The organism is Kitasatospora sp. NPDC015121 (assembly GCF_055562955.1).
The window spans coordinates 373,857-389,180 of sequence record NZ_JBVHEH010000003.1; the positions used below are offsets into that span (position 1 = coordinate 373,857).

At 72.2% G+C, this 15,324-nt stretch carries 13 protein-coding genes, 2 tRNA genes and 1 riboswitch; of the genes, 4 read left to right on the top strand and 11 right to left on the bottom strand.

Going from position 1 to position 15,324, the window contains the following annotated elements; all coding sequences use genetic code 11:
• Nucleotides 1–215: 215 nt before the first annotated feature.
• The 4 genes from ACZ3J7_RS05655 to ACZ3J7_RS05670 form a co-directional block, all read right to left on the bottom strand.
• A complete protein-coding gene (locus ACZ3J7_RS05655; protein WP_465617157.1) occupies nucleotides 216–878 on the bottom strand; it encodes an ATP-dependent Clp protease proteolytic subunit in 663 nt (220 codons plus the stop codon).
• 44 nt (nucleotides 879–922) lie between these two features.
• The gene (locus ACZ3J7_RS05660) at nucleotides 923–1,552 is read right to left on the bottom strand and encodes an ATP-dependent Clp protease proteolytic subunit (RefSeq protein WP_465617259.1); all 630 of its coding nucleotides are present in this window, start codon (nucleotides 1,550–1,552) and stop codon (nucleotides 923–925) included.
• Nucleotides 1,553–1,801: 249 nt separating this feature from the next.
• Entirely contained in the window at nucleotides 1,802–3,199 is a 1,398-nt protein-coding gene (gene tig, locus ACZ3J7_RS05665; protein ID WP_465617159.1) for a trigger factor, read from the bottom strand.
• Between the two features lie 210 nt (nucleotides 3,200–3,409).
• Nucleotides 3,410–3,483: transfer RNA gene (locus ACZ3J7_RS05670), tRNA-Pro, on the bottom strand.
• A gap of 161 nt (nucleotides 3,484–3,644) precedes the next feature.
• Between ACZ3J7_RS05670 and ACZ3J7_RS05675 the strand changes: the two genes are divergently transcribed.
• Nucleotides 3,645–3,718 (top strand) — tRNA-Gly (locus tag ACZ3J7_RS05675).
• Nucleotides 3,719–3,848: 130 nt separating this feature from the next.
• On the opposite strand, the gene ACZ3J7_RS05680 is transcribed toward ACZ3J7_RS05675, so the two are convergent.
• From ACZ3J7_RS05680 to ACZ3J7_RS05690, 3 genes are all read right to left on the bottom strand, one after another.
• Nucleotides 3,849–4,853, bottom strand: coding sequence for a M23 family metallopeptidase (locus tag ACZ3J7_RS05680; RefSeq protein WP_465617161.1), 1,005 nt, complete (start codon nucleotides 4,851–4,853; stop codon nucleotides 3,849–3,851).
• Nucleotides 4,854–4,858: 5 nt separating this feature from the next.
• Nucleotides 4,859–5,012: riboswitch (cyclic di-AMP (ydaO/yuaA leader) on the bottom strand.
• A 371-nt stretch (nucleotides 5,013–5,383) separates the two neighbouring features.
• Nucleotides 5,384–5,578 (bottom strand): hypothetical protein, encoded by a 195-nt coding sequence (locus tag ACZ3J7_RS05685; RefSeq protein WP_465617163.1) that lies wholly within the window; start codon nucleotides 5,576–5,578, stop codon nucleotides 5,384–5,386.
• 459 nt (nucleotides 5,579–6,037) lie between these two features.
• Nucleotides 6,038–7,249 carry a SpoIIE family protein phosphatase gene (locus ACZ3J7_RS05690; RefSeq protein WP_465617165.1) on the bottom strand — a complete coding sequence of 404 codons (1,212 nt, stop codon included), beginning with the start codon at nucleotides 7,247–7,249 and terminating at the stop codon, nucleotides 6,038–6,040.
• A 356-nt stretch (nucleotides 7,250–7,605) separates the two neighbouring features.
• On the opposite strand from ACZ3J7_RS05690, the gene ACZ3J7_RS05695 reads away from it, so the two are divergent.
• Nucleotides 7,606–7,983, top strand: coding sequence for a sterol carrier protein domain-containing protein (locus ACZ3J7_RS05695; protein ID WP_465617167.1), 378 nt, complete (start codon nucleotides 7,606–7,608; stop codon nucleotides 7,981–7,983).
• Between the two features lie 44 nt (nucleotides 7,984–8,027).
• On the opposite strand, the gene ACZ3J7_RS05700 is transcribed toward ACZ3J7_RS05695, so the two are convergent.
• Together ACZ3J7_RS05700 and ACZ3J7_RS05705 are read right to left on the bottom strand one after the other, a co-directional pair.
• The gene (locus ACZ3J7_RS05700; RefSeq protein ID WP_465617169.1) at nucleotides 8,028–8,513 is read right to left on the bottom strand and encodes a ribose-5-phosphate isomerase; all 486 of its coding nucleotides are present in this window, start codon (nucleotides 8,511–8,513) and stop codon (nucleotides 8,028–8,030) included.
• 71 nt (nucleotides 8,514–8,584) lie between these two features.
• Nucleotides 8,585–9,181, bottom strand: a complete 597-nt coding sequence (locus ACZ3J7_RS05705; protein ID WP_465617171.1) for a biotin transporter BioY — start codon at nucleotides 9,179–9,181, stop codon at nucleotides 8,585–8,587.
• 275 nt (nucleotides 9,182–9,456) lie between these two features.
• On the opposite strand from ACZ3J7_RS05705, the gene ACZ3J7_RS05710 reads away from it, so the two are divergent.
• Nucleotides 9,457–10,845, top strand: a complete 1,389-nt coding sequence (locus tag ACZ3J7_RS05710; RefSeq protein WP_465617173.1) for an amino acid permease — start codon at nucleotides 9,457–9,459, stop codon at nucleotides 10,843–10,845.
• A gap of 58 nt (nucleotides 10,846–10,903) precedes the next feature.
• On the opposite strand, the gene ACZ3J7_RS05715 is transcribed toward ACZ3J7_RS05710, so the two are convergent.
• Complete coding sequence (locus ACZ3J7_RS05715) at nucleotides 10,904–11,539, bottom strand: mycothiol-dependent nitroreductase Rv2466c family protein (RefSeq protein WP_465617175.1); 636 nt, start codon at nucleotides 11,537–11,539, stop codon at nucleotides 10,904–10,906.
• A 180-nt stretch (nucleotides 11,540–11,719) separates the two neighbouring features.
• On the opposite strand from ACZ3J7_RS05715, the gene pepN reads away from it, so the two are divergent.
• Nucleotides 11,720–14,305 carry an aminopeptidase N gene (gene pepN, locus ACZ3J7_RS05720; protein ID WP_465617177.1) on the top strand — a complete coding sequence of 862 codons (2,586 nt, stop codon included), beginning with the start codon at nucleotides 11,720–11,722 and terminating at the stop codon, nucleotides 14,303–14,305.
• Between the two features lie 62 nt (nucleotides 14,306–14,367).
• Here the strand turns inward: pepN and ACZ3J7_RS05725 are convergent, their stop codons facing one another.
• Entirely contained in the window at nucleotides 14,368–15,321 is a 954-nt protein-coding gene (locus tag ACZ3J7_RS05725; RefSeq protein ID WP_465617179.1) for a carbohydrate ABC transporter permease, read from the bottom strand.
• Between the last annotated feature and the right edge of the window lie 3 nt (nucleotides 15,322–15,324).

A 15,324-nucleotide genomic window follows, 5' to 3' on the forward strand; every position in this document is an offset into this window, starting at 1 on the left:
CCGTCGGCGGTCGGTCTGGTATCCGACGGTACTCTGCCGAGCCGCTGTTTCCGCCGACTTCGACCGCTCTGCCCTACGCCCTGGGCGAATTGATACCGAACAGATGCCGTCGCGGGTGCATGGACCCGACTGCCCATTGTGCGGGACCGGAGCCCGGACCGGAACGCCCCGGGGCGGGGCGTACGTCACGTACGCACCGCCCCGGGGCGCGGGGATCAGTCGGTGTAGGAGTTCTTCCGGGTCGAGACGATCTGGTCGATCAGCCCGTACTCCAGCGACTCCTCGGCGGTGAGGATCTTGTCGCGCTCGATGTCCTCGCGGACCTGCTCGACGTCCTTGTTGGAGTGCTTGGCCAGCATGGTCTCCAGCTGCTCGCGCATCCGGAAGATCTCCTTGGCCTGGATCTCCAGGTCGGACACCTGGCCGCGGCCGGTCTCGGTGTACGGCTGGTGGATCAGGATGCGGGCGTTCGGCAGCGCCAGGCGCTTGCCGGGGGTGCCCGCGGCCAGGATCACCGCGGCGGCCGAGGCGGCCTGGCCCATGCAGACCGTCTGGATGTCCGGCTTCACGAACTGCATGGTGTCGTAGATGGCGGTCAGCGCGGTGAACGAGCCGCCGGGCGAGTTGATGTAGAGCGAGATGTCCCGGTCCGGGTCCATCGACTCGAGGCAGATCAGCTGCGCCATGATGTCGTTCGCCGAGACGTCGTCCACCTGCGAGCCGAGGAAGATGATGCGCTCCTCGAACAGCTTGGCGTACGGGTCGTACTCGCGGATGCCCTGCGAGGTGCGCTCGACGAACCGCGGGACGATGTAGCGGCCCTCGGCGCGCATGTCCTCCAGGCGCGCCTTGGCACCGGACAGGCTGGGGATGTTCATGGTTTCTGGTCCTCCGAAGCGTGCGGTCAGGGGTGCGATGCCGGTCAGCCGGCCAGGCCGGCGCCGGTGCCGCCGCCGCCCGGGACGTCCGCGGCGCTGTGCATGATCTCGTCGATCAGGCCGTACGCCTTGGCCTCCTCCGGGGTGAACCAGCGGTCGCGGTCGGAGTCCGCGGTGATCTGGTCGAACGACTGGCCGCTGTGCTGGGCGATCAGCTCGGACATCCGCTTCTTGGTGCGCAGCAGCTGCTCGGCCTGGATCCGGATGTCGGTGGCGGAGCCGCCGAGGCCCGCGGAGGGCTGGTGCATCAGGATGTTGGCGTTCGGCAGCGAGAAGCGCTTGCCCTTGGCACCCGCCGTCAGCAGGAACTGGCCCATCGACGCCGCCATGCCCATCGCGATGGTGACCACGTCGTTCTTGATGTACTGCATGGTGTCGTAGATCGCCATGCCGGCCGAGATGGATCCACCCGGGGAGTTGATGTAGAGGTAGATGTCCTTCTCGGGGTCCGCCGCGAGCAGCAGCAGCTGGGCGGTGATCTTGTTGGCGATGTCGTCGTCGACCTGCTGGCCGAGGAAGATGATGCGCTCGTTGAGCAGCCGGTTGTAGACCTGGTCGCCCAGGCCGCCACCCACGTCGCCGCCGGCGGCGTGCGGTGCCATCAGGCCAGGCATCTGCATCTGCGGGAACGTCACTTAGCCACCTGCTCAGTCGATCTGCGTGTGTGTCGCTGTCCACCGACCCTAACGCGCAGGCCCCGCCGCTGAATCCCCCACGCAGAACTGTTCGCTGTGAGCGCAGGGTGAGCAGGCCGAACGCCCGCCGCCCGCAAGGGGGGACGCGAACGGGCCCGGACACCTCGCGGTGTCCGGGCCCGTTCGGGGTCCGGCCGGTCCCGTCGGCGGGCCGACGGGTCAGGGGGCTCAGGCCTCGGCGGACTCCTCGGAGGCCTCCGCGGCGGCGTCGGCGGTGCCGGCGGCCTCGGTGGTCTCCTCCTCCTCGTCCTCGAAGGAGACGGTCTCGCCGTTGGTGTCGGTCACCTTGGCGGCCTCGACGACCAGGGCCAGCGCCTTGCCGCGGGCGACCTCGCCGACCAGCAGCTGCACCTGGCCGCCCTGGACGACCTGCTGGGCGAACTGGTCCGGGGTCAGGCCGGAGCCGGCGGCGCGGCGGATGAGGTGCTCGGTGAGCTCCTCCTGGTTGACGCCCAGCTCCTCGTTCTTGACGATCTGGTCCAGCACGAACTGGGTCTTGATGCCCTTCTTCGCCTGCTCCTCGGTCTCCTTCTCGTAGTCCTCGCGGGACTTGTCCTGGGAGGCGAGGTAGGTGTCGAGGGTCAGGCCCATCGGCTCCAGCTGGTGGTGCTCCAGGTTGTGCTTGCGGGTGCCGATCTCGTCCGCGAGCAGCTTCTCCGGGTAGTCCATCTCGACCCGCGAGAGCAGCTCGTCGAGGACCTTCTCCTGGGCCTGGGTGGCCTGGTCGAACTCCTTCATCCGCTCAAGGCGCTTGACGGAGTCGGCGCGGAGCTCCTCCAGGGTGTCGAACTCGCTCGCCAGCTGCGCGAACTCGTCGTCCAGCTCGGGGAGTTCCTTCTCCTGGACGGCGGTCACGGTGACGGTGACCTCGGAGTCCTTGCCGACCTGGGTGCCGCCCTTGAGGGTGGTGGTGAAGGTCTTGGACTCGCCGGCCGACAGGCCGACCACGGCCTCGTCGATGCCGTCCAGCAGGCGGCCGGAGCCGATCTCGTAGCTCACGCCGGTGGCGGTGCCGTCCTCCGGCACCTCACCGTCGACCTTGGCCTCCAGGTCGATCACGACGATGTCGTTCTCGGTGGCGGCGCGCTCGACGTCCTTCACCGAGGCGAAGCGCTCGCGCAGCTGCTCCAGCGACTTCTCGACGTCCTCGTCGCTGACCTCGATCGGGTCGACCACGACCGCGATCTCGGTGAACTCGGGCAGCGTGACCTCGGGGCGCACGTCGACCTCGGCGGTGAACTTGAGGTCCCCGCCGTCGGCCAGGTTCTCGACACCCTCGATCTCGGTGATGTCGGGCTGGCCCAGCACGTCGATCTGGCCCTCGTCGACGGCCTGCGTGTAGAAGCGCGGAAGCGCGTCGTTGACCGCCTCCTCCAGCACCGCGCCCCGGCCGAAGCGCTGGTCGATCACCTTGTTCGGGATCTTGCCCTTGCGGAAGCCCGGAACGGTGACCTGCTGGTTGATCTTCTTGTACGCCGCGTCGAGGCTGGGCTTGAGCTCCTCGAAGGGCACCTCGACGATAAGTCGAACCCGGGTCGGGTTCAGAGTCTCGACGGCGCTCTTCACGGTTGGGTCTCCTAGGGGGCTTGCGGTCAGGGCGATAGGCGGTTGGGGCTGCAATGCTGTCCGTACTACCGCCAGCGATCCATCCTACCGGTACCACGAAAGCGGCTGTGCCCGGCACCGGGGTCGGGCCGGACGGACCGGCCCGGGACGGGCGCGCGGGCCGCAACGACAACAGGGCCCCGCCCACCGACGAGACCCTGCCGCACACGGTCGGGGTGACCGGATTCGAACCGACGGCCTTCCGCTCCCAAAGCGGACGCGCTACCAACCTGCGCCACACCCCGTGGTGCCGAGCAGAAGAGTACACGTCGACCCGCCCCCGACCGGGGCGATATCGGCGAGCCGACGCCGAGCCGAGGACGGGGAAGGAGTGTGCAATCCACCGACCCGACCAGGTACGCTAGGCCCGTCCTCACCGCCCCGTGGCGGTGCCGGGCGTTCCGTTGCGGGTGTAGCTCAATGGTAGAGCCCCAGTCTTCCAAACTGGTCACGCGAGTTCGATTCTCGTCACCCGCTCCACGAGGCCGACGGCCCCGACCGCACCAGCGGTCGGGGCCGTCGCCGTTCCGGGCCCGCGGGGCCCGCACCCGGCGGGCCGAAGGCCCCGCGCGGTGGGGTCCGCGCGGGGCCTTCGGGGTGGTGCCGGGGATCAGACGTTGACGCCGTGGGCCGCCAGGTAGGCGACCGGGTCGACGTCGGAGCCGTAGTCCGGGGTGGTGCGGATCTCGAAGTGCAGGTGCGGGCCGGTCACGTTGCCGGTGGCACCGGAGAGGCCGATCTGCTGGCCGGCGGTGACCGCCTGGCCGGCCGAGACCGAGATCGAGGACAGGTGCGCGTACTGGGCGTACTTGCCGTCCGCGAGCTTGATGACGACCTGGTTGCCGTAGGCGCCGCCGTTGCCGGCCGAGACCACGGTGCCGTTGGCGATCGCCTTCAGGCTGGTGCCGGTGGAGACCGGGAAGTCGATGCCGGTGTGGTAGCCGCTGGACCAGTTGGAGCCCGCCACCTTGTAGCCGGTGGTGACGCTGCCCGGCGCCGGGGCGACGTAGCCGGAGGAGGCGGTCGTGCCGGTGGAGGACGAGGCCGCGGACGAGGAGGTCGACGGGGTCGACTTCTGGGTCTGGGTCTTCGTCTGGGTCTGGGTCTGGGCCTTCGCCTGGGGCTGGGCCTGGGTCTTCGTCTGGGTCTGGGCCTTCGCGGTGCCGGTCGAGGCCTTCGGCGCGGCCGCGGCGGCGGTGTCCGAGGACGAGGCCTTCGGCGCGGCCGCGGCGGCCTGGCCGCCGATGGTCAGCTGCTGGCCCGGGCGGATCAGGTCCGGGTTGCCGCCGATGACCGAGCGGTTGTCCTGGTAGAGCTTCTCCCAGCCGCCGTCCACGTTCTTCGCGGTGGCGATCTTGGAGAGGGTGTCGCCGGAGACGACCCGGTAGGTCTGGTCGGCGGCCGGGGCGGCGCCGTCGGCGGCGGTGTCGGCGACCGGGGTCGCGTCGACGGAGACGTTGGCCCACGAGCGGCCGCCGTCGTGGTGGTCGGCGGTGCCGTGCGCGGAGGCGGCGGTGACCGGGAGGCCGACCGCGGCACCGGCCACGCCGGTGGCGATGGCGATGCGGACGATGGTGGCCAGGCGCGGCTTGCGGTGCTTGCCCTGAGCGGACATGAAGCTGTTCCTCTCCGACGCCTGCGAGGTGAGCTGTCGGGTTCGGGCGAGAGTTGCCCGGCCGCGTCTCCGCGGCTTCACCCCGAGCCGTTCCCGTGCGTTGCCGGGCCCGGCGTACTACCTGTGGTTCCCCCGCTCCTGCCGTGGCGTGGTGTCTGGTCGGCACCGAACGACGGCAGGACTAGGCGTTCCGCTCGGTGGCCCGCCCGGCCGATGTCCGGGCTGCGGAGGAAGCAAAACCCACGGTTCGCGGGGCTGGCAAGCGCCGAAAAGCCCCGTTCCCGGACCCGGGAGGGGGCTGACGGTCCGCCAGGTCACGCTCCGCCGTCGGCAGGCCGCGCTGCGCGTACGGGATCATGACGGTGCGCCCACGAACCGCGTACAGTGGGCGACTTCGGCCACCGTGCGCGTTCGGGCGCGGACCCGGCGTGACGATATGGGTGACCCTGGTCACCCGCGGGCGGGACTTCGGGACGGGACGGGAGGCCCGGCGTCCGCCCCGGAGGGGTCGCGGAGGGGTCTGCGGCGGGTCAGCCGGCGATCCCGGCGATGGCCTTGGAGACCGACTCGAGGAACTGCTGGATCGGCCCGGCCATCGTCGACTGGCTGAGCATGAAGCCGAACAGCGCGGCGACGATCGCGTGCCCGCCCTTCAGCTGCTTGTTGCGGATGAAGATGAAGACGATGATGCCGAACAGGACAAGGGCGGAGACGGAGAAGGCCACGGGGACTCACTTCCTCGATTCGTGGCGGGGATTCGGGTCGGAACCGGCGATGGTTCCAGGCGGAAACCGGCCCCTGCCCCCCGTGTCCCCACCACTCCATCCGGACTCAGTGTGGTCGCTCGTGCGGAGTGCGTAAAGGACTTGCCCCGTTGCCGGGGGCCCCAACCCGTGTGGTGGGACTGATTTCCGCCGTCCGCGACGATAGCGGACGGGTCCTGACGGAGCGTCGGCGGGAGGCGGTCCGCACCGTCGGCGGCGGCAAACCGGCAGGCAGGCCGGGCCGTGGCCCACGGGGCGGGTGGGGCAACGGAATTGGCCGAAGATCAACGTTCGGGTTTGACACTCCGTGGGCACCCCGTGCCGGGCGTTTCCACACCGTTCCACCACAGTTGGCGCCCGGGCGGACGGCACGCGCACGGAGAGCGTACGGGGGCGGTCCGGACGGCGCGCGGCCGGGGTTCAGCGGCGCCAGACCAGCAGCACGGCGCGGTCGTCGTTGACGTGCTTGGCGACGCTGTCGATCAGCCGGACCGCGGCGCCGGCGCGGCCGCTCACCGGGGTGGTGGCGACCAGCCGGTCGGCCTCGCCCATCAGCCGGTCCATGCCCTCGCCGAGGTCGCGGCCGGGGATCTCGACCATGCCGTCCGTGCACAGCATCAGCAGGTCGCCGGGGCCCAGGACGCCGCGCACGCCCTCGAACTTGGCGCCGTCGTAGACGCCGAGCAGCGGGCCCTCGGCCTCCTTGACCTCCCAGCGGCCGGCCCCGGCGAGCCGGTGCATGCCGGGGAGGTGGCCGGCCGAGAGGAGTTCGTACTCGCCGGTGTCCAGGTCGACGACCAGGTGGACGGCGGTGGCGAAGCCCTCGGCCCAGTCCTGGCGCAGCAGGTAGCCGTTGGCGGCGGGCAGGAAGTCGTGCGCGGGCAGCGAACCGAGCAGTCCGCCGAAGGCGCCGGAGAGCAGCAGGGCGCGGCTGCCGGCGTCCATGCCCTTGCCGGAGACGTCGGCGAGGACGGCCTCCAGCACCCGGCCGCCGGGGCCGGTGCGGGCGGCGACCATGAAGTCGCCGGAGAAGGACTGGCCGCCGGCCGGGCGGAGCGCGGTGTCGGTCTGCCAGCCGTCGGGCAGGTGCGGGACGCGGCCCTGGACCCGGATCCGCTCGCGCAGGTCGAACAGCATGGTGGAGCCGCCGCGCCAGGGCACGCCGATCCGGCGGCGGAACTGGGCGACCAGCAGCCCGGCGACGCCGACCGCGCCGACCACCAGGGCGGAGCCGGGGCTGACGCCGTGGCTGTAGACGGCGGGGAGGTCGGCGGCCAGCCGCTCGCCGGTGTGCACCACCGACTCGGTGACCAGGCCGAGGGCGGCGACGGCGTACAGCAGCACCAGAGTGCCGGGGCGCAGCAGCAGCGCGCCGGCCAGCACCGGGAGCACCAGGGCGGTGGGCGGGGCCCAGTCCGGGGCGAGGATGTTGAGCAGCACCAGCAGCGGGACGGCCAGGGCGAGCGCGGCGAACGCCACCCAGTCGACGCCGTCGCCGCGGAAGTAGTCGACGCCGGCCCGGCGCAGCCTGCGTCGGGCCCGGTACAGCGCGCCGCGCAGCCGGGCCGTCACGGGTTCGCGGGACGGTGCGCCGCCCCGGCCCGTCGCACTGGGACGCGCGCTGCCGGCCATGGGGACCGACCTTATCCACCGCCGGTGCCCGCGTCGACGGGCCGGGTGGCACGGAGTGCAGCGGGGGCCGTCCGCCCGGCGGGTTTCGGCCGCCGGGGACATGCCGGGACCGGTCGGTTGTCGGTTCGCGGATGTCGCGGAGTGACTGGCAGGGAGGGCGTCATGACGGTTCGACCGCCCGAACCGACCGTCCGGCCGCTGCGCGCCGAGGAGTGGGATGCCTGGTACCGCACCGTGGAGGCGGCCTTCGGCGGTGACCAAGAGCCCGCCGAGGAGCGGGAGTTGTGGCGGCGGCCGATCGGCGTGGAACGCACCCTGGCGGTCTGGTCGGACGGTCGACCGGTGGGCGGCGGCGGGTGGTGCAGGCTGAACGGCCCTGGGTGGCGGCCCGGTTGTGGGAGTTCCTGCTGGACCTGCCGGTGGCGCTGGCGGCGCGCGGCTACTCGGCGGCGGTGGACGTGGTGCTGGAGGTGACCGGCGCGTTCTGCCCGTGGAACGCCGGGCGCTGGCGGCTGGCGGCGGATCCGGGCGGTCCGGTGCTCTGCGTGCGCAGCGGCGATCCGGCCGAACTGGAGCTGGACGTCCGCGAGTCGGGCGCGGTGTACCTGGGCGGCGGTTCGCCGGCGGCGCTGGCCGCGGCGGGCCCGGTGCGCGAACTGCGGCCGGGGGCGCCGGAGTCGGCCTCGGCAGCGTTCGGGTCGGGCCCGGAGCCCTGGCTGCCGCACGGCTTCTGAGGGCGGCGGCGCGGGGGACGCCCGGGCGGGCGTCCCCCGTCGGCTCAGCCCTGCGGGTGGTGGGCCGGGATCGGCGGGAGTTCGCCGGTGGTCTCGTACTCGGCGAGCATGTCGATCCGGCGGGTGTGCCGGGCCTCGCCGCTGTACGGGGTGCCGAGGAAGACCTCGACGAACTTGGTGGCCTCGTCGAGGGTGTGCATCCGGCCGCCGACCGAGATGACGTTGGCGTTGTTGTGCTCGCGGCCGAGGGCGGCGGTCTGCTCGCTCCAGGCCAGGGCCGCCCGGACGCCCTTGACCTTGTTGGCGGCGATCGCCTCGCCGTTGCCGGAGCCGCCGATCACCACGCCCAGCGCCTCGGGGTCGGCGGCGGTGCGCTCGGCCGCCCGGAGGCAGAACGGCGGGTAGTCGTCCTCGGCGTCGTAGACGTGCGGGCCGCAGTCGACCGGTTCGTGCCCGGCCCCCTTCAGCCACTCGACGAGGTGGTTCTTCAGTTCGTATCCGGCGTGGTCGGAGCCCAGGTAGACGCGCATGACCACGAGTGTGACATGCCGCCGGGCCCGCTCCCCGACAGGGGCGCGGGCCCGGCGGCGGTGACGGAGCGTCAGCGGCGGCCGAGCAGCTTCCAGGTGAGCGGCAGGGCGCCCATCGCGAGCACCATCTTGAGCGCGTCGCCGACCAGGTACGGGTAGAGGCCGAGGTGGGCGGCCCTGGCCAGCGGGACGTCCAGGGCGAAGGCCAGGTAGGGCACGCCGACGGCGTAGATGGCCAGGCTGCCGAGGACCATCGCGCCCGCGGTGTGCAGCGGCTTGCGGTCGGCGCCCCGGCGGGCCAGCGCGCCGGTCAGCGCGGCGGCGACCACGAAGCCGATCACGTAGCCGAGGGTGGCCAGGCCGGCGCCCGAGCTGCCCTCGGCGAACCAGGGCAGGCCGGCCGCGCCGGCCGCCAGGTAGAGGCCGAGCGCGGCGGCGCCGCGGCGGGCGCCGAGCGCGGTGCCGACCAGCAGCGCGGCGAAGGTCTGCCCGGTGACCGGCACCGGCGAGCCGGGGACGGGCACCGAGAGCTGGGCGGCCAGGCCGGTCAGCGCGGCACCGCCGGCCACCAGGGCCAGGTCGCGGGCGCGGGCGCCGAGCCGGGTGGAGGCCTGCGGCAGCAGGTCGGCGAGGACGGCGGTGGACGGTATCGGCGCGGCGATGGCCATGGCTGCTCCCTTGGGTGCCGGTGCGGGTGATCACCTGCGAACCTACGCGCTGTCAGGTGCTTCCCGCCGCGTCGGGCGTGACAAAGCCGGCCGGCCGGGCTTGTCGGGTCCGTCCTGTGACCGAGCCCTCACCGGCACGTCCGGTGCGGAACCGGTCACCCTCCGTGCGCGGCCCGTCCGGATGGCGGTACCGCTTGGGCGTCCACCGTCACCTGTCGAATAGTGGACAGATCCTGCGAAAGCGCCTGTTGTCCGAAGAGTCTGGATCCACCGGTATGACCCGCTCCCCCTCCCCCGAGACCGCGCCCGCCCGGCCGCCGGCCCCCGAGGACGCGGGCCTGTCCCACGGCCTCAAGCAGCGCCACCTGTCGATGATCGCGCTCGGCGGGGTGATCGGTGCCGGGCTGTTCGTCGGCTCCGGGGCCGGGATCGCGGCGGCCGGACCGGCCGTGGTGCTGGCCTTCGCCGCCTCCGGGCTGCTGGTGATGCTGGTGATGCGGATGCTCGGCGAGATGTCGGCCGCCCGGCCCGCCTCCGGCTCCTTCTCGGTGCACGCGGACCGGGAGATCGGGCCGTGGGCCGGGTTCGCCGTCGGCTGGCTGTTCTGGGTGCTGCTGTGCGTGGGCGTCGCGGTGGAGGCGATCGGCGCGGCCGGGATCGTCTCCGGCTGGCTGCCGGCCGTGCCGTCCTGGGCCTGGGTCGCGGTGTTCATGGCGTTCTTCTGCCTGACCAACCTGGCCGCGGTCCGCAACTTCGGCGAGTTCGAGTTCTGGTTCGCCGCCGTCAAGGTGCTGGCGATCACCGCCTTCCTGGTGATCGGCGTGCTGGCGGTCTGCGGCCTGCTGCCCGGTACCCCGGCGCCGGGGCTGTCCGACCTGACCGGCCACGGCGGCTTCCTGCCGAACGGCACCGGCGGACTGGTCACCGGCCTGCTCGCCTCGGTCTTCGCGTACGGCGGCCTGGAGACCGTCACCATCGCCGCCGCCGAGTCCGAGGACCCGCGGCGCAGCGTGGCGGTGGCGGTGCGGACCGCGATGTGGCGGATCGCGCTGTTCTACGTCGGCTCGATGGCGGTGATCGTCACGCTGGTGCCGTGGGACGACCCGGCGGTGGTGCGGCCGGGGCCGTACGTCGCGGTGCTGGACGCGCTGGGCATCCCGGGCGCGGCGCAGCTGATGAACGTGGTGGTGCTGATCGCGCTGCTGTCCGCGATGAACGCCAACGTCTACGGCTCCTCGCGGATGGCGCACTCGCTGGTCGCCCGGGGCCACGGCCCGCGCCCGCTGGCCCGGGTCTCCGGCGGGGTGCCGCGCCGGGCGGTGCTGGCGTCCTGCGGGTTCGGGTTCCTGGCGGTGCTGCTGTCGTACTGGTGGCCGGAGACGGTGTTCTCCTGGCTGCTGAACATGGTGGGCGCGGCGGTGCTGGTGGTGTGGGCGTTCATCTGCGTGGCCCAGCTGCGGATGCGGCGCCACCTGTCGACGGCCGAACTGCCGGTCCGGATGTGGGCGTTCCCCTACCTGACCTACCTGGCGCTGGCGGCGATCCTGGCGGTGCTGGTGCTGATGACGCTGGACCCGGCGAACCGCGTCCAGCTGTACTTCACCGCCGGGCTGACCCTGGTGCTGGCGGTGGTCGGGCGGCTTCGCGCGCGGCGGGCCGGCTGAGGCGCGGCGGAGCCCCGCACCCGGACGACCGGGGTGCGGGGCTCTGCCGTGCGCGCGGCTACTCGAAGGACGGGCCCGCGGTGCGGGTGCGCTTGATCTCGTAGAAGCCGGGGGTGGAGGCGACCAGGACGGTGCCGTCCCACAGCCGGGCGGCGGCCTCGCCGCGCGGGGTGGGGGTGACCACCGGGCCGAAGAAGGCGACGCGGTCGCCCTCCGGGCCGTCGACCGCGATCACCGGGGTGCCGACGTCCTCGCCGACCAGGCCGATGCCCTCGGCGTGCGAGGCGCGCAGGGCCTCGTCGTACGCGTCGGTCTCGGCGGCGTCGGCGAGCTCCTCGGGGAGGTTCGCGGCGCGCAGCGCGGCGACGATCGTCTCCCGGTTGTTGGGCAGGCCCTGGTTGTGGAAGCGGGTGCCGAGCTCGGTGTAGAGCGGGCCGAGCACCTTGTCGCCGTGCGCCTGGGCGGCGGCGATCAGCACCCGGACCGGGCCCCAGCCCGCGGCCAGCATGTCGCGGTAGACCTCGGGCAGGTCGTCGCGGTCCTCGTTGAGGACGGACAGGCTCATCACGTGCCAGCGGGTGTCCACCGGGCGGAGCTTCTCCACCTCCAGCATCCAGCGGGAGGTCATCCAGGCCCAGGGGCAGATCGGGTCGAACCAGAAGTCGGCGATCTTGCGGGAGTCTGCGGTCGTCACGAACGGCGTCCTTCAGGAGTCGGCAGGTGTCGGGGCTTTCCCCGGGATGCAACGGCGGGACGCCCCCGATGATTCCTCCCCAGTGCAATGGCACAGCAGGTCGGGCGTGAAAGGATGCCCCCCGCAAGGGGTGCCATGAACACTCCGAAAACCGTGTGTTCCGTACAGAGGAGTGCCGACGTGCCGGGCAAGAACCTGAGCCGTGAGGAGGCCCGCGCGCGGGCCGCGATCATCCGGGTGGAGAGCTACCGCGTCCACCTGGACGTCAGTGCGGCGGCCGACCCCGGCCGGCCCACCTTCCGTTCCACCACCCGGATCTCCTTCGACTGCGCCGAGCCGGGGGCGACGAGCTTCGCCGACCTGCTGGCCCCCGAGGTGGTCTCGGTCGAGCTGAACGGCCTCGCGCTGGACCCGGCGGAGGTGTTCGACGGCGCCCGGGTGGCGCTGCCGGTGCTGGCCGCGCACAACGAGCTGACCGTGGTCGCCGAGTGCGCGTACAGCCGCACCGGCGAGGGCCTGCACCGCTTCGTCGACCCGGCGGACGGCGAGACCTACCTGTACACCCACTACGAGCCGGCCGACGCCCGCCGGGTCTTCGCGAACTTCGAACAGCCCGACCTGAAGGCCCCGTTCACCTTCACCGTGACCGCCCCCGCCGCCTGGGACGTGTACGCCAACGCGGTGCACGAGGAGATCACCGACCGGGGCGCCGCCCGCACCTGGGAGTTCGCCCCGACCCGGCCGATCTCCACCTACCTGACCGCCGTGGTGGCCGGCCCGTACCACGTGGTCCGCGACCACTACGCGCGCGAACTCCCCGACGGCACCGTGCTGGAGATCCCGCTGGCCGCCACCTGCCGGCGCTCGCTCGCCGCGCACTTCGACGCCGACGAGATCCTCACCGTCACCAAGCAGGGCCTGGACTACTTCCACCAGGAGTTCGACTACCCGTACCCGTTCGGCAAGTACGACCAGTGCTTCGTCCCCGAGTACAACATCGGCGCGATGGAGAACCCGGGCTGCGTGACCTTCCGCGAGGAGTTCGTCTTCCGTTCGAGGGTCACCGAGGCCGCGTACGAGTCCCGGGCCAACGTGATCCTGCACGAGATGGCCCACATGTGGTTCGGCGACCTGGTCACCATGAAGTGGTGGGACGACCTGTGGCTCAAGGAGTCCTTCGCCGACTTCATGGGCTCCTACGCGCAGATCGGCGCCGGCACCCGGTACGGCTCCGCCTGGATCACCTTCGCCAACCGCCGCAAGGCCTGGGCGTACCGGCAGGACCAGCTGCCCAGCACCCACCCGATCACCGCGGACATCCGCGACCTGGAGGACGCCAAGCTCAACTTCGACGGCATCACCTACGCCAAGGGCGCCTCCGTCCTCAAGCAGCTGGTGGCGTACGTCGGCGCGGAGGCGTTCTTCGAGGGCGCCCGCGCCTACTTCCGGAAGCACGCCTTCGGGAACACCGTGCTGGACGACCTGCTGGACGCGCTGGAGGAGACCAGCGGCCGCGACCTGCGCAGCTGGGCCGCCTCCTGGCTGCAGACCTCCGGCGTCAACACGCTGACCCCCGAGGTGGCCGCCGACGCCGACGGCCGGATCACCGAGCTGGCGGTCCGCCAGGACGGCTCTCCGCTGCGCCCGCACCGGATCGCGGTCGGCCTGTACGACCGGGCCGCGGACGGCGCGCTGCTGCGCACCGGCCGCTTCGAACTGGACGTCACCGGCGAGCGCACCGTGGTCGCCGAGGCCGCGGGGCGGCCGGTGCCCGCGCTGGTGCTGGTCAACGACGACGACCTGACGTACTGCAAGGTCCGCTTCGACGAGCGCTCGCTGGAGAGCCTGCGGGCCGGCCTGGGCGACCTCGCCGACGAGGCCGGCCACGCCGGGCCGAGCCTGGCCCGGGCGCTGGCCTGGTCCGCGGTGTGGAACCTCACCCGGGACGGCCTGATGCCCACCCGCGACTACCTCGACCTGGTGCTGCGCTTCGCCGGCCGGGAGTCCGACGTCGGCGTCCTGCAGTCGCTGCACCAGCAGGCCGCCACCGCGCTGGCGCTGTACGCCGACCCGGCCCGCCGCGCCGACTACGGCACCGCGCTGGCCGAGTGCGCGCTGCGCGAGCTGTCGCAGGCCGCCCCCGGCAGCGACCACCAGCTCGCCTGGGCCCGCTTCCTGGCCGACACCGCCGAGCGCGCCGACCACCTCCAGCTGCTGCGCGGCCTGCTCGACGGCACCGGCCGGATCGACGGCCTGGCCGTCGACCAGGAGCTGCGCTGGACGTTCTGGCTGGCGCTGGCCGCGCACGGCCGGGCCGGCACCGCGGAGCTGGCCGCCGAGCTGGAGCGCGACAACACCGCCAGCGGCCGCCGCCAGCAGACCCTCTGCCTGGCCGCGCTGCCCACCCCGGGCGCCAAGGCCGCCGCCTGGACCGCCGTGGTCGACTCCGACGAACTGCCCAACGCCCTGGTGGAGGCCCAGATCGCGGGCTTCAACCAGCCCGGCCAGCGGGAGCTGACCGCCGCCTACGCGGAGCCGTACTTCGAGATGCTGGAGTCGGTCTGGGCCGAGCGCTCGATCGAGATCGCGATGCGGATCGTCGGCGGCTTCTTCCCGCGCTACCGGACCACCCCGGACACCCTGGCGGCCACCGACGCCTGGCTGGCCGCCCACCCGGACGCCGCCCCGGCGCTGCGCCGGCTGGTGCTGGAGTGCCGGGACGACCTGGCCCGGGCGCTGCGCGCCCAGGAGTGCGACGCCCGGTAACGCGTTGTGGGGCAACTCCCTCCTCTGGAGAGGGAGTTGCCCCACGCGTGAGGGTACCGCGACTACTTCAGGGTGGCCGAGGTCAGACCCGCCTGGACCTGGCGCTGGAAGGACAGGTACACCACCAGCACCGGCAGCATCGCGATCGTCATGCCGGCGAACAGGCCGGGGAAGTCGCTGGCGTAGCCGGACTGCTGGGCCAGGTTCATCAGGCCCTGGGCCAGCATCGAGTGGTCCGGATCGCTGCTCGACTTCTGCTGCATCAGGGTCAGCGGCAGCAGGTACTGGTTCCACTGGCCGAGCACGTTGAAGATGAACACGCTGATCAGGCCGGACTTCGCCATCGGCACCATGACCTGGAAGAACGCCCGGGTGTGCGAGCAGCCGTCGATCATCGCGGCCTCGTGGACGGCGCTGGGGAGCGACCGGAAGAACGAGTGCAGGAAGAACACGGTGAACGGCAGCGAGTAGGCCGTGTAGACCAGGATCAGGCCGGCGTACTGGTTCAGGCCGAGCCACGGGATGACGGTGCCCAGGTTCTTCATCATGAAGAACAGCGGGACGAGCGCCAGGTAGACCGGGAACATCGCGCCGGCCACGAAGAAGTAGTAGATGACCCGGTTGCCGCGGAACTCGTACCGGGCCAGCACGTAGGCCGCCATCGAGCCGAGCAGCATGGTCAGCGTGAGCGATCCCGCCAGCACGATCAGGGTGTTGAGGAAGAAGTCGCCGATGCCCTTGTCCCAGGCCCGGCTGAAGGCGTCGAAGCCCCAGTGCGAGGGCCAGCTCCAGGCGCTGTCGCCGATCTCCTTGTTGTTCTTGAACGAGCCTAGGATGATCCAGATCAGCGGGCCGATGATCAGGACCGCCCACAGGGCCAGGAAGCCGTGCGAGAAGACGTTGAGGACTCCCCCGCCGTCGGCGAAGCGCTGCTCCTTGCGGGGCTTGCGCGGCCTGTCGGCCGCGCTGGTGCGCTGGGCCGGGATGCCGGTGGTCGCGTCGGTGTTGGTGCTCATGCC

Coding starts and splice junctions, on each gene's coding strand:
- ACZ3J7_RS05690 (WP_465617165.1), bottom strand. CDS start 7,249: ATGGCCGGCAGCGCGCGTCCCAGTGCGACGGGCCGGGGCGGCGCACCG.
- ACZ3J7_RS05655 (WP_465617157.1), bottom strand. CDS start 878: ATGAACATCCCCAGCCTGTCCGGTGCCAAGGCGCGCCTGGAGGACATG.
- ACZ3J7_RS05710 (WP_465617173.1), top strand. CDS start 9,457: ATGACCCGCTCCCCCTCCCCCGAGACCGCGCCCGCCCGGCCGCCGGCC.
- ACZ3J7_RS05725 (WP_465617179.1), bottom strand. CDS start 15,321: ATGAGCACCAACACCGACGCGACCACCGGCATCCCGGCCCAGCGCACC.
- ACZ3J7_RS05700 (WP_465617169.1), bottom strand. CDS start 8,513: ATGCGCGTCTACCTGGGCTCCGACCACGCCGGATACGAACTGAAGAAC.
- ACZ3J7_RS05705 (WP_465617171.1), bottom strand. CDS start 9,181: ATGGCCATCGCCGCGCCGATACCGTCCACCGCCGTCCTCGCCGACCTG.
- ACZ3J7_RS05680 (WP_465617161.1), bottom strand. CDS start 4,853: ATGTCCGCTCAGGGCAAGCACCGCAAGCCGCGCCTGGCCACCATCGTC.
- ACZ3J7_RS05660 (WP_465617259.1), bottom strand. CDS start 1,552: ATGCCTGGCCTGATGGCACCGCACGCCGCCGGCGGCGACGTGGGTGGC.